Origin of the sequence: Mycobacterium sp. E136, assembly GCF_001666865.1 — a bacterium.
Taxonomy (GTDB): domain Bacteria; phylum Actinomycetota; class Actinomycetes; order Mycobacteriales; family Mycobacteriaceae; genus Mycobacterium.
Window position 1 is genome coordinate 1 of record NZ_LZJE01000138.1, and the last position, 13,060, is coordinate 13,060.

Below are 13,060 nucleotides of genomic sequence, written 5' to 3' on the forward strand. Positions count from 1 at the left end.
GCACCGTCGTGGGTCGGCTGCTCGAACACAACAGCGACGGCACCCTGACCGACGAGCAACTGTTCCTCATCGCCATCCACCTGCTGATCGCGGGCAACGAGACAACCACCAACCTGCTCGGCGGCATGTTCGACACGCTGGCGCGCAACCCCGACCAGTACGACATGATTCGCGCCGACCCCGACCTCATTCCGATGGCGATGAGGAACAGTTGCTCGTCGGTCAGGGTGCCGTCGCTGTTGTGTTCGAGCAGCCGACCCACGACGGTGCCTGAGCCCTTGAGCCCACCGTGGGCGAATTGGCTCAAGAAATAGCGGCGCAGTGCGGCCATGGCCACCATCGACTTCCCCGCATCGATGACGCCCTGTGGGGTCGGCGAGAAGTCCATGATCCGCACACCGGCCTCCGACCATCGCCGGAAATCATCGACGTCGCACTCCGGCACTCCGAGGATTTGGGCGATCATCCGGATGGGCATCGGAATCGCAAGACGCTGCACCACATCACAGCCGGGGTTATCCAGCACGTCGGTGATCAGTTCGGTGGCCAGCTTCTCGGTCATCCCCTTCCAGCTGCCCATCGCGCCCTTGCTGAACCCCGGCTGGACCTGCTTGCGCAGCCGCGCATGTTCGTCTCCGTCAGTGAGCACCGCGAGCGGCGCCGAGAACTTCAGCCGGGTGACCCCTTCGGAGCTCGTCACCTGATCGGTGTCGCGCAGCGCGGCCCTGACATCCTCGAGTCGGCTCAATATGAAGTTGGCGCGGCGGGGGTTGTAGTGGACGCGTCCGCTGCGGTGAAGTTCTCGGTATGCCCCGAACGGGTCGGACGCCGTGGCAGGGTCCATCGGATCGAATTCGGTGTTGACGGCACCCGTCCACCCTCGATAACCGCGGACGCGGGCCTGCACTGCCGCTTCGACATTCATCCGAATCGCGTGCACGAACGGGCCGATGACACCGGGAGTGTTCCGCGCGCCTGCCATCGCCGCTACCGTCCGCGGAACTGCGGGTCGCGCTTCTCCATGAAGGCCGCGATGCCTTCCGCGACGTCGTCCGTACCCGCCACCTGATCGACCAGCAGCGCCTCGGTGTGAAACGCCGAGGCACGGTCCACGTCAAGGGCTTGGTTGAGCATCGCCTTGGCGGCGGCGATGCCGCGCGTCGCACCGCGTGCCAGGCGGTTGGCCCACGCGGTCACTTCGTCGGTGAGTAGTTCGTCGGCGACGACTTTGTTGACCAGCCCGATGCGATGCGCCTCCCCCGCCGTGATCTCCTCACCGAACATCAGCAGTTCCTTGGCGATGTTGAACGGCGCCTTGCGCGCCAGCAGGTACGCGGCGCCACCGTCGGGGGCGAGTCCGCGGCGGACGAAAAGCTCGATGAGCCGGGCACTTTCGGCGGCGACAATCAGATCGCACGCCAGCACCATGCTCGCACCGACACCGGCGGCAGTTCCGTTCAGACCGCAGATCACCGGCTTCTCACAGTCCAGGATGGCCGACACCACCGCCTGCGAGCCGTTGCGCAGAATCCGTGCGGCGTCTCCGGCGGTGCGATCCTGGCTTGGCCGCATCTCTGGGTCCCGCAAGTTGGGACCGGTACAGAAGTGCTTGGTCCCCGCCGCCGTCAGCACGACGGCACGGATCTCGTGGTCCGACGATGCTCGCACGAGGTTGTCGATGAGGTCGCGCTGTATCGCCCGCGTCACCGAGTTGCCCATGTCCGGCCGGTCCAGCACCAGCCAGCGCACCCCATCTTCGGTGCGCGTCGTCAACCCAGTGGTGCTCACAGCGAGATCGGTACGCTCGCCGGACCGCGCACCGAGTTGGTGTGAACATATTCGACGGCGTCCTCGTCGACGTGCCACGTCGGGAACCTCGCCAAGGTTTCTTCGATCGCGACCCTGGCCTCGAGCCGCGCGAGCGCAGCGCCGAGGCAGAAGTGGGCCCCGTGACCGAAGCTGACGTGCCGGATGCCGGTTCGGTTGACGTCGAAGACGTCGGGGTTCGGGTACTGTCGCTCGTCGCGACCGGCTGATCCGGTCAACAACGCGACCTTGGAACCCGCCGGGATAACCGCGCCGTGGTATTCCGCGTCCCGCACAGTGAAACGGCCCTGCACCGGGGACGGCGCCTCGTAGCGCAGCAGTTCCTCGACCGCGCCGCCGATGAGGCCGGGGTTCTCGACGAGCTTGGCGCGTTCGTCCGGAAAGCGCGCCAGTGTCAACGCCGTCCAGCCGAGCAGTCGCGCGACGGTCTCGTTGCCCGCGACGTTGATGAGCGCGATGAAGAACAGTACTTCGCCGTCGTCGAGACGACGAGTCTCTCGGCCAGGCTGCACCAGGTCGGAATCCATCAGGTTGCTGACGATATCGCTGGTGCCGTTCACACGGCGCTTCTGAATTTGTTCTTTGTAATACCCGAAGAGCTTCTCGTTGGCCTGTTGGCCCAACTCGCTGAGCTCCGCGGCGCCCTCCTCGCGGTGGAGCTGTAAATCCGTCCACTCGCGCAGATTGTCATGGTCTTCTTCCGGGAAGCCCAACAGCGAACTGATCACCATGACCGGTAGCTTCATGGAAAAGTCACGGACGTAGTCGAATCCCCCGCTGCCGACATGGGGGTCCAGATATCCGCGGCATAGGATGCGCACCCGGTCCTCGAGCTCGGCGATCTTGCTACGAAAGAAGGTGCGGTTAACCATTTTTCGCATAGCCGTATGGTCTGGCGGATCCATCATGATCATCGCCTTCGGCGGCGACCATGGTTCGGGCGTGATCGCATCCAGCGTGATGCCGTGCTCGGACGAGAACGTCTCGGTGTCCAGGGAGGCCGCCAGCACGTCGTCGAACCGGCTCAGGGCGTAGAAGTCGTACTGCTCGTTGTAGTAGACGGGAGCCTCGTCACGCAGCCGTCGCCACACCTCGTAGGGATCCTTGTGCAGGGTGCGGTCGAACGGATCCCAGCGCAGCTCCGCTGTCACCATCGGCAGGTCCTTTCCTAAGGGGCAACCGCTAGACAATGGTACACTCTGCGTCATTCTGTACAGTACAGAAAGGTCGAGGAGGACGGGCAGGTTGGAAACGCGAACGCTGGACCATGTCATCTACGAGAAGGACGGTCCGATCGCCCGGATCATCTTGAACAACCCCGAACGTGCCAACGCCCAAACCTCCGAGATGGTGCACAGCGTCAACGAAGCCCTCGACGACGCGCAGTACGACTACGACATCAAGGTCGTCATCATCAAGGCCAACGGTAAGGGGTTCTGCTCCGGCCATGTGCCGGACGGCAGTTATCCGGAGTTCAAGGCCGAAATCGACGCCTCGGGCAAGGTCTGGCGGTCGGCCGCGCAGCTGTTCCTGTGGCCGGTGCTGAAGCTGTGGGAGTTCCCGAAGCCGGTCATCGCGCAGGTGCACGGCTACGCGATCGGCGGCGGAACCACCTGGGCATTGATCCCGGAGATCACCATATGTTCCGACGACGCGTGGTTCCAGATGCCACTCGTGCCCGGCTTCGGTCTGCCCGGCTCGGAGACGATGTTCGAGCCGTGGGTGTTCATGAACTACAAGCGCGCCGCCGAGTACCTGTATACGGCGCAGAAGATTTCGGCGGACCAGGCGCTGGAATTCGGTCTGGTGAACCGGGTGGTGCCCGCCGACCAACTGGAGGCCGAAGTCGAGAAACTCGCCGCGAAGATCGCCAAGGCGCCGTTGATCACATTGCAGGCCACCAAGGCCGGCATCCTGCGCGCCTGGGAGACCATGGGGTTCCGCACCCATCAACAGGCCAGTAACGATCTGCAGGCCGTGGTCACCGGATCGAAGGAGTTCCAAGAGTACATGCGGGAGCTGATGAAGAAGGCGGCCAAACCCGCCGACCGGGTCTGACGTGCCCCTGCGGCCGATCGTCCGGTTCGGCGGCGGCGAGCACGTCGAAGAGCTGCGCGCGCGCGTCCGTAACTGGTTGTCCGACAACCTGCCCGACGAGTTTCGGCGCACCGCGGCCAACCCCGACTACCTGCCGCGCGACGCACACGAACGCGCCGTGGCGTTCTGCCGCGACCTGCACGCGCAGGGGTGGTTCGTTCCGCACTGGCCCGCGAAGTTCGAAGGCGCCGGCCTCGGCGTCGTCGAGCAGGTGGTCATCCGTGAGGAACTGGCCTACGCGGGCGCACCGCTGGTCAACACCAACGGCGTGAACATGTTGGCGCCCGTGCTGTTTCGGTTCGGCACCCCCGAACAACAGCAGGAGCACTTGCCCTTGATCGCGCGCTCGGAGCGGATGTGGGCGCAGGGCTACTCCGAACCCGAGGCCGGATCCGACCTGGCCGCACTGCGGATGACCGCACGACGCGACGGCGACCACTATGTCCTCGACGGTCAGAAGACGTGGACGAGCAACGGTGTGCTGGCCGACTGGATCTTCGTGCTCGCGAGGACATCACCGGTCGCCGAGAAACGCCAGGAGGGCATCTCGTTCTTCCTCGTCGACTTGTCGAGCCCGGGCATCACTCGCCGCCCCATCAGGTCGATGACCGGATACCCGACATTCGCCGAGGAATTCTTCGACGGCGTCCGGGTGCCTGTGACCAACATGGTCGGCACCGAGGGCGAGGGTTGGAAGGTCGCCAAGGCTCTGTTGGACGCCGAACGCTCCAACGTCACGCGCGCTGCGCAGGCCCAGCGCTATCTCGATGAGCTCGTTGACTGGTGCCACGCACAGCGGGGGTCTGCCCATGACCCGCTGGCCGATCCGACGAACCGCATCGCGTTGGCCAGGGCGGTCGAGCGCGTCGAGGTCGGGCGGGCGTTGTCCTACAGGGTCGCCCACCTGCAGGCGGCCGGTGCGCTCGATCCGGCGCTGCCCTCGCTGTCGAAGCTGTACCACTCCGAGTTGACCGCGGAGCTGCGTGCGCTGGGCGCCCAGATCCTCGGCCCGAGAGGGGCATTGATGCCCGATGATCCGGACGCGGTGTTGGACGGCCACTTCTCGGAGGGGCTGCTGTTGTCGCTCATACACACGATCGGCGGCGGTACGAGCGAGATTCAGCGCGACCTGATCTCGACCACCGGTCTCGGGCTGCCGCGCTAGTCACCTTCCGGCGCGAGCAGACGCACAGAGGCCGTTTCCGATCGAAGAATGTGCACTTCTGCGTCTGCTCGAACCTAGGAAGGTTCCTAGGAAAATTCGCCGCGCGCCTGAGCTGCCGATGAGCGCTGCTGGGCGACGGCCGCCATCGCCAGCTCCAGCGGGTGGAAGGCCGCCAACTGCGCTGCCTCCGCCGAATGGATCAGTCGCTTGGTCATTTCGACCGCGCCCGCATCGGATTCCGCCAATTGGACAGCGACGGCGATGGCGTGGTCGACGGCCGAGCCGGGCTCAGCGACGTCGGTGACCAGTCCCGCCTGTTGCGCGTCGGACGCCGTCATCCGGTGGCCACGCAGCAGCAGCGACGCCGCGCGGTGCTTGCCGACCTGCTTTGTGAGCCGCCATGCCAATCCCCCGTCGGGAACAACCGCCCGCGCAACGAACGGCGCGCTGAAGAACGCGTCCGATGCGGCGACGACGAGATCGCACGCCAGGGCGAGGCTCCAGCCGAGTCCCACCGCTGCGCCTTCGACCGCGGCGACCGTCGGTACCGGCACGGCTTTGAGTTGCTCCATGACCCGCTGCGCATGCTCGACACGGCCTGCCGGCGCGAGTGGCCCGGTGCCCTGCGCCGGGCCAGTCTTGAGATCACCGCCCGCACAGAAGAATTCGCCTGTACCGGCCAGAACGACGCCACGCACGTCCGAATCGGCGGTCACGGCCGACAGCTGCTCGGACAACTCGGCCCACGACTCATAACGCAAGGCGTTGCGCTGCGTCGGGCGATTCAACAGCAGCAGGGCGACGACGCCCCTTTCTTCACGCAGCACCAGTGGTGCACTGCCGCCGGACATCTCGCTACCGGTTGAGGAACTTGTCGATCGCAGCCCGGTGTTCCGGAGTGGTGAAACACTCGGTCTCCGCTGCGATCCCGTAGTCGAGGATGGCGGTCACCGCGCGCTCGGCGTGTAAGTTCAGGGTCCGTTTGGTGTCCTGCACCGCGCGCGCCGGCAGCTCCGCGAGCCGATGCGCAAGCGCGAGACCCTCCTGCTTGATCGACTCGTGCGGCACCACCCGATTGGCCAGCCCCAGCTCGACCGCCTTGTCTGCCCGGATGCGCTCGCCGAGGAGCAGGTACTCCTTGGCCTTCATCAGGCTCATCATCAGCGGCCAGAGCACCGAGCCTCCGTCGCCCGCGACAAGGCCACTGGCAACGTGCGTATCGGCGAAGAACGCTTTGTCCGACATCAATACGATGTCGCACAGCACGGCGATGCTGCAGCCGAACCCGACGGCAGGACCGTTGACCGCCGCGACGATCGGCAGCGGGAAATCCACCATGTCGCGCACGATGCGACGGGCATCGCGCATGCCCTCGCGGCGGGTGACCGGGTTTTCGACGTGGGTGTGCAACCACTCGACGAGATCGCCACCCGCGGAGAAGAAGTCGCCTGTCCCCGTCAGCAGGACGGCGCGCGCATCCGGGTCATCCCCGAGCGCGGACCACAGCCGGGTGAATGCGCCGTGCATCCGGTTATTCACCGCGTTCGCATTGTCCGGGTTGTTCAGCGTGACGATCCGGACCGGACCATCGTTGGCCACCAGGAGTTCGTCGCACCCGGTGAGCTCCGAAGTGCCGTTCGGCAGTTCTGTCATCGCAGCGCCCCGGCCAGTCGCTTGGTGATGGTCTCCTCAGCCTCGGCGACAATACGTGAAACGAGCTCGCCGGCTGTCGGGATGTCCTCGATCAAACCCATCGCCGTACCGACCCACCAGATCCCGGCATCGAGATCGCCTGTCTCGTAGACCTTCACCCCGCGTTTCCCGGCGACCAGATGGGCGATGTCCTCGAATTGACCTCCCTGATTGAGTATTTCGACGACCTCACGTGACACTGCGTTGCTGGCGACGCGCCCCGTGTTGCGCAGTTGCCGGAAGATCAGCTCGGTGTCGAGTTCGCTGCCCGCGACAATCGCTTCCTTGACGTTCTGATGTATCGGCGACTCGACCGTGCACATGAAACGCGAACCCATGTTGATGCCGTCCGCGCCGAGCGCCAGCGCGGCCACCAGACCACGGCCGTCGGCGAAACCACCGGACGCGATCATCGGGATCTCGATTTCCTCGGCAGCCGCGGGGATCAGGACCAGCCCCGGGATGTCGTCCTCACCCGGATGACCCGCACACTCGAAGCCGTCGATGCTGATGCCGTCCACACCGAGGCTCTGCGCCTTGACCGCATGCCGCACCGAGGTGCACTTGTGCAGCACCTTGATCCCGTTGTCGTGAAACATCGGTAGATGCGGCGCCGGGTTCGACCCGGCCGTCTCGACGATCTTGATGCCCGCGTCGACGATCACCCGCCGGTATTCGTCATAGGGCGGCGGGTCGATGGTCGGCAGAATCGTCAGGTTCACCCCGAACGGCTTGTCGGTCAGATCGCGGGCGCGGGCGATCTCGTTGGCCAGGTCCGCAGGTGTCGGCTGGGTCAGCGCGGTGATCAAACCGAGCGCCCCCGCCTCCGACACCGCTGCGGCCAGTTCCGCGCGCCCCACCCATTGCATACCACCCTGCACGATCGGGTGTTCGATGCCGAATGCCTCGGTGAATCGTGTGGTGATCAACGGTGTCGAGATCCTCTCAGGAGTCAGACGGCAACCAGGCCGGTCTGCGGGTATGGACGAATGCATCACGGTCTGAGCTGACCGACCAACGCGGTGCGCGCTTTTCGAGGAAGGCGGTGAAAGCCTCGATCTGTTCTGACGTTCCGATCGACGACCAGTAGCCGCTGACGTCCACGGCAGGCAGAGCGCGCGCCATCTCGCGCTTCATCGCCGCCCGCGCGGCGGGCCCGGTCTGCCGAACCCGGTCGAGCAGGGTCTGCGTCTCGGCGGCAAGTGAGTCGTGCGAGACGACCTTGCCGACGAGTCCCATCCGCTCAGCCTCGGCGGCGTCGATCCAGTCGTTCCCGTAGATCATGTGGTTGGCGCGCAATGTACCGATGCGTTGCGGAATGCGTGCGGCGACGAACGCCTCGTACACGCCGCGGGTCAGATCCGGCACCCGCATCCGGGCCTGATCCGAGGCGATCACGAGATCGGCGAACAGCGTCATCACCAGCCCGCCGCCCATCGCGATGCCGTTGACCGCGCACAGCACGATTTTCGGAATCTTGCCGAGCACTTCGAACGGCGTAGCGTCGTACGCCTCGGTGAACGAGTCCCACGAACGATCGGGATTGCTCACCGAGTTCATGTCGCCGCCCGCGCAGAACACGTCGCCGGATCCGGTGATGACCAGGAACTGCAGATCCGGTTCGTCGGCCACGATCATCGCCGCACGTTTGATTCCGTGGTAGCCGTCGGCGGTTACCGCGTTGCGCTTCTCCGGACGGTTGATGGTGACGGTGAATGTGTCACCGGCGATCTCGCCGATCAGCTCCGGTGCACCGAGATCGACCCGCAGGGAGTCCGGCAGTCCGCTCACGAGATCACGGCGACGAGCTCGCCGACGTCGTAGGTGCCACCGACCTCGACCTTCCACGCCACCACACCGGATGCCGGTGCCTCGATGTCCATTTCGACCTTGTCCGTGGCAATCGCATACAACGGGTCGCCCTCGGTCGCGGACTCCCCGTCGGCGACGTACAGCTGCGTCACCTCGGCTTCGGTGATGGCGTCACCGGGTTTAGGCATCCGAACTTCGGTCACACGATCCTCCCAACCGCTTCGACAAGCTGAGCAGCACCCGGACGGCACGCCGCCTCCAACGTTGCGGCCCGGGGCACCGGGGTGTACGTCCCCGCGACCCGCTGTATCGGCGCCGCCAGCACGCCGAACAGCTCGGTGCCGACGGCAGCCGCGATCTCGGCGCCCGGTCCGCAGAAGCCGACCGATTCATGGGCGACAACAAGGCGTTTGGTCTTTCGAACGGAGTCCAAAACGGTCGCGAGGTCCAGCGGGACGAGTGTCCGCAGATCGACAACCTCCACCGAAACGCCCTGACCTTCCAGCTCTTTCGCAGCTTCGAGGGCGGCATGCACCATCACGCCGTACGTGCAGATGGTGACGTCGGCGCCCGCCCGCTTGACGTCGGCCTGCCCGAGTGGAATCACGTAATCCGCCAGTGGGACCGGCCCCTTGCCCCCGCCGTAGTAGAGCTTCATCGACTCGATGAACAGACAGGGATCCTCTTCGCGCAGGCACGCGTTGAGCAGCCCCGCCGCATCGGCTGCCGTGCTGGGCCAGACGACCTTGAGTCCCGGCGTATGCATCGCCCACGCCTCGAGGGCTTGCGAATGCTGCGGTCCGGCAGCCGTTCCCACCATCGTGCGGATCACCAGCGGTGCGCCCCGACGGCCGCCAGACATATAGCGGACCTTCGCAGCGTGGTTGGCGATCTGATCCATCGCCACGCCGAGAAAGTCCATGAACATCAACTCGGCGACGGGGCGCAGACCGGCCAGCGACGCGCCGAGGGCGGCACCGATGATCGACGACTCCGCGATCGGGGTGTCGCGCACCCGGTTCTCCCCGTACTTCGCTGACAGACCCGCGGTGATTTTGAACATTCCCCCGCCCGACCGATCGCCGATGTCCTCACCCAGCAGGACGATCGAGTCGTCGACGGCCATTGCACGGTCGAGGGTCCGGTGAATCGCCCGGACCAGGCCGAGATCCTCGGTGTCGCCGTCGGGCACACCCCGGTGCGCCTGACTCTGTGCCGACAATGCAGATCCGTTGTCGGCGAAGACATCACGAGTCAACTCGTCGACGTCGAGCGGAGCGGCGTCGCGCGCCGAGGCGAAGGCGGCCTCGATCTCCTCCGCCGCCTGGGCGTCGATCGCGTCGAGCGTGTCGCTGGTGGCGATCCGGCCATCGATCAGTCGCTGCCGATAGCGGGCGAACGGCGGGTCGGCGCGCTTGGCGGCGAGCTCTTCGGGATCGGCATAGGCCATCGCATCGCCGAAATAATGGCCCTGCAGTCGATAGGCGAGCGCCTCCACGAATGTGGGACCTTCACCCGACCGTGCGCGTGTGACCGCCTCGGACACGGCCTCGTACACGGCCTGCGGGTCGGTGCCGTCGACCGTCACACCCGGCATTCCGTACCCCCCGGCGCGTGTCGACAACGTCGTGGTCCGGGTGTACCGCGACATCGCCGTGCACTCCGCCCAGGCGTTGTTCTGGCAGAAGAACACCACGGGCAGCGACCACAGCGCCGCCATGTTCATGGCCTCGTGGACGTAGCCGATGCTGGTGGCGCCGTCACCGAAGCTGACGAGAACCACCTGTCCGGTGCCGCGGATCGACGCGGCCAACGCGATGCCATTCGCGATCAGCGGGCCCGCCCCCACGATGCCGGTCGTCCAGGCGATCCCATGGTCGGGATCGGAGATCCCCATCGCCCCTGCCTTACCTCGCGACAGGCCGGTTTCCCGACCGAGGATCTCGCCGAAATAGCCGGCCAGGTCGATACCCTTGGCCACGACGTCGCCCAGGCCGCGATAGGTGGCCACGAGTTGATCGGAATCCGACAGCGCCAGCGCCGCACCCGCCGACATCGCCTCCTGACCGTCCACCGGCCAGTAGCTCATCGCAATCTCACCGGACGACAAGCCCTTTCGGACGCGTTGATCGGCATGGTGAACCTTGCTCATTCGGCGGTACAACTCGATGGCGCGATCGGTGGTCGCTGATTGCGCCTCGGTGTCCAACTGGGTGGCCATTGAGTCTCCTTGCCCGCACACTTCGGCTGCATGATTCTACAACATGACGAAATGTGTTCAATCGTTCTGTCTGCTCACTGTCTTCAGTTGCTCGGCGAACAGCATCCGGTCGAAATAGCATCGCTCGAGGATCAGCCGGTCTTCGTCGAAGCCGAACAGGTTGACGCTGAGCATGTCGAAGGCGGTACCCGGGCAGGTCGTCCTGGTCTCGACGATCAGCCCGTCGGGACCGTGGTAGATGCCCTCCGCGGTGTAACGCATCCGCGGCAGTTCCTCCCACTGCTGCAGGATCATCTGGCGGACCGCCGCATCACCATCGTAAACCGTTGCGGTGGGCCCGATTTCATAACGTGGACGAGCGAAGGTGGCCATCACCGCCTCGAGGTCGCGATCGTTCTCGGCCGCGACGTGGCGCAGCACCGTGTCTTCGCGGATTCGCCGCAGGTCGGCGCCACTCATAGCGGCTGAAAGGTGGGCAGGTGGCGGCCGTCGTCCAGGGGTAACCACGCGACCGATACCCCATCCCCGACCGCGGGGGGTGGACCGAACACGTTCGACATGATTCGGGCGCCCTCGTCCAGGTCGACCAGCACCACCGAGTAGGGCACCCGGTCCGCGAAGGCCGGATGTGCGGCACGATGGTGCACGCTCACCGCGTAGACGACGCCTCGTCCACTGAGCTGCTCCCAGCGCAACGAGAACTCGCCGCAGTGCGGGCACACATGCCGCGGGTACCAGACCAGTCGCAGACACGACTCGCACCGCTGCATCACCAGTTGATGTTCCCGCGTCGCCGCCCAGAACGGTGCCGAGACCGCGGTTGGTTCGGGTACCGGCAATCCTTCGCTCACAACGTCGCCTCCGATCCGAGGATGACCGTGGAGGTCGCGGACAACACACCGCCCGTGCCGTGCGCCAGGGCGGTCTGCGCGCCGGGCACCTGTCGTTCCCCGCATTCACCGCGCACCTGGCGGGCGGCCTCGACGAGCAGGAACGCCCCGAACGCGCCGGGATGCGTGTACGCGAGCCCGCCGCCGGTGGTCTGGCCCGGAAGGGCGCCGCCGGGCGCGAGCACACCGTCGGCGACGAACGCTCCGCCCTCCCCCTTCTTGCAGAATCCGAGATCCTCCAACGCCAGCAGCACGGTGATGGTGAACGAGTCGTACAACTGCACGACGTCGATCTGGTCCGGCGTCAGACCCGCGGCGGCGAACGCCGTCGGACCGGACACCGCACCGGGAGTGACAATGAGGTCGGGCATCTGGGTGATCATCGCGTGCGATGCCGCCGACGCCGCGCCCAACACGTAGACGGGCCTGCCGAGATCGCGCGCTCGCTGTGCGCTGGTGATGACGATCGCGGCTGCGCCGTCGGTGACCAGACAACATTCGAGCTTGTGGACGGGTTCGGCGAGGTAGCCCGAGCCGAGGACGTCATCGACGGTGATCGCGTCGCGCAGATGTGCGCGCGGATTGCGCACCGCCCACGCCCTCGTGTCGACCGCGATCTGTGCGAGCTGCTCGGCCGTGGTGCCGTAGGCCGCCATGTGGCGACTGGCGGCGAGTGCGTACGCGCTGATCGGAAGCATCACCCCGAACGGTGTTTCCCACTCGAGGCGTTCGGGTGTGGCGAACACACCCAGTCCCTTCTCGCCGCGCTTGCGCGCCGCACGCGGTGTCGAGGCGTAGACGATCACCACGGTCTCGGCGAGGCCGGCGGAGATCGCGGCGACGGCGTGCTCGATGTACAGCCCGTAACTCGCGCCACCGGTCTGCGTCGCATCGGTGAATCGCGGTGTGATCCCGAGGTATTCGGCCAACTCGACCGAATGCATCAACGTACCACCGGTGCATGTGCACAGACCGTCGACATCGCGCAGCGAGAGGCCGGCGTCCGCGAGCGCGGCGCTGATGACACGCGCTTCGAGCTCACGGAGCGGCACATCGATGACACCCGACGGTGACACCTCGTCGGCGACCCCGACGACGGCGGCGGCGCCACGAATGTTGCGATTCACACGTTCTCCTGTTCGAACAGTTCGCGCAGCCCGGGCTGACTCACCTTCAACGACGGCGTGCGCGGAAGTTCGTCGACGATCCGCAGCTGCACCGGCACCTGGTATCGGGTGAGGTGCTGGCCGACGAAATCGAGCAGGTGGTCGGGTTCGACCTGCGCACCGTCGACGAGTTCCACGGCGGCGACCGGCACAGCCCCCAAGCGCTCGTCGGGAAGTCCGGTGACTCCGG

15 protein-coding genes are annotated in these 13,060 nt (G+C 65.9%); 2 read left to right on the top strand and 13 right to left on the bottom strand.

Going from position 1 to position 13,060, the window contains the following annotated elements; translation table 11 throughout:
• The 3 genes from A5698_RS09175 to A5698_RS09185 form a co-directional block, all read right to left on the bottom strand.
• A partial coding sequence (locus A5698_RS09175) for a cytochrome P450 (protein WP_231967355.1) occupies positions 1-982 on the bottom strand: 982 nt, incomplete at its 3' end.
• Positions 983-987: 5 nt separating this feature from the next.
• Positions 988-1,788 (bottom strand): enoyl-CoA hydratase/isomerase family protein, encoded by an 801-nt coding sequence (locus tag A5698_RS09180; RefSeq protein WP_068295727.1) that lies wholly within the window; start codon positions 1,786-1,788, stop codon positions 988-990.
• Entirely contained in the window at positions 1,785-3,101 is a 1,317-nt protein-coding gene (locus A5698_RS09185; protein ID WP_231967356.1) for a cytochrome P450, read from the bottom strand. Before A5698_RS09185 ends, A5698_RS09180 begins: the two co-directional genes overlap by 4 nt.
• Here A5698_RS09185 and A5698_RS09190 point away from each other — a divergent pair.
• Both A5698_RS09190 and A5698_RS09195 read left to right on the top strand, forming a co-directional pair.
• A complete protein-coding gene (locus tag A5698_RS09190; protein WP_067285517.1) occupies positions 3,073-3,885 on the top strand; it encodes an enoyl-CoA hydratase/isomerase family protein in 813 nt (270 codons plus the stop codon). The two genes, A5698_RS09185 and A5698_RS09190, sit on opposite strands and share 29 nt — an antisense overlap.
• 1 nt (position 3,886) lies before the next feature.
• The gene (locus tag A5698_RS09195; protein ID WP_068295731.1) at positions 3,887-5,089 is read left to right on the top strand and encodes an acyl-CoA dehydrogenase family protein; all 1,203 of its coding nucleotides are present in this window, start codon (positions 3,887-3,889) and stop codon (positions 5,087-5,089) included.
• Positions 5,090-5,175: 86 nt separating this feature from the next.
• Here the strand turns inward: A5698_RS09195 and A5698_RS09200 are convergent, their stop codons facing one another.
• The 10 genes from A5698_RS09200 to A5698_RS09245 all read right to left on the bottom strand — a co-directional run.
• The gene (locus tag A5698_RS09200; RefSeq protein ID WP_068295733.1) at positions 5,176-5,940 is read right to left on the bottom strand and encodes an enoyl-CoA hydratase/isomerase family protein; all 765 of its coding nucleotides are present in this window, start codon (positions 5,938-5,940) and stop codon (positions 5,176-5,178) included.
• A 4-nt stretch (positions 5,941-5,944) separates the two neighbouring features.
• The gene (locus tag A5698_RS09205) at positions 5,945-6,742 is read right to left on the bottom strand and encodes an enoyl-CoA hydratase/isomerase family protein (RefSeq protein ID WP_068295735.1); all 798 of its coding nucleotides are present in this window, start codon (positions 6,740-6,742) and stop codon (positions 5,945-5,947) included.
• A complete protein-coding gene (locus A5698_RS09210; RefSeq protein WP_068295737.1) occupies positions 6,739-7,710 on the bottom strand; it encodes an NAD(P)H-dependent flavin oxidoreductase in 972 nt (323 codons plus the stop codon). The genes A5698_RS09205 and A5698_RS09210 overlap by 4 nt, the downstream gene beginning before the upstream one ends.
• A 16-nt stretch (positions 7,711-7,726) precedes the next feature.
• Positions 7,727-8,572: an enoyl-CoA hydratase/isomerase family protein gene (locus A5698_RS09215; protein ID WP_067082115.1), complete on the bottom strand. Its 846-nt coding sequence runs from the start codon at positions 8,570-8,572 to the stop codon at positions 7,727-7,729.
• A complete protein-coding gene (locus tag A5698_RS09220) occupies positions 8,569-8,796 on the bottom strand; it encodes a biotin/lipoyl-containing protein (RefSeq protein WP_084792347.1) in 228 nt (75 codons plus the stop codon). The genes A5698_RS09215 and A5698_RS09220 overlap by 4 nt, the downstream gene beginning before the upstream one ends.
• Complete coding sequence (locus A5698_RS09225; RefSeq protein ID WP_068295739.1) at positions 8,793-10,814, bottom strand: alpha-ketoacid dehydrogenase subunit alpha/beta; 2,022 nt, start codon at positions 10,812-10,814, stop codon at positions 8,793-8,795. The genes A5698_RS09220 and A5698_RS09225 overlap by 4 nt, the downstream gene beginning before the upstream one ends.
• 57 nt (positions 10,815-10,871) lie before the next feature.
• On the bottom strand, positions 10,872-11,273 hold the full coding sequence (locus A5698_RS09230; protein ID WP_068295741.1) for a nuclear transport factor 2 family protein: 402 nt from the start codon (positions 11,271-11,273) through the stop codon (positions 10,872-10,874).
• The gene (locus A5698_RS09235) at positions 11,270-11,665 is read right to left on the bottom strand and encodes a Zn-ribbon domain-containing OB-fold protein (RefSeq protein ID WP_067082106.1); all 396 of its coding nucleotides are present in this window, start codon (positions 11,663-11,665) and stop codon (positions 11,270-11,272) included. Before A5698_RS09235 ends, A5698_RS09230 begins: the two co-directional genes overlap by 4 nt.
• Entirely contained in the window at positions 11,662-12,831 is a 1,170-nt protein-coding gene (locus A5698_RS09240) for an acetyl-CoA acetyltransferase (RefSeq protein ID WP_068295743.1), read from the bottom strand. The genes A5698_RS09235 and A5698_RS09240 overlap by 4 nt, the downstream gene beginning before the upstream one ends.
• Positions 12,828-13,060: AMP-binding enzyme (locus A5698_RS09245; RefSeq protein ID WP_502688897.1), on the bottom strand; the 233-nt coding region annotated here is incomplete at its 5' end. The genes A5698_RS09245 and A5698_RS09240, both read right to left, overlap by 4 nt.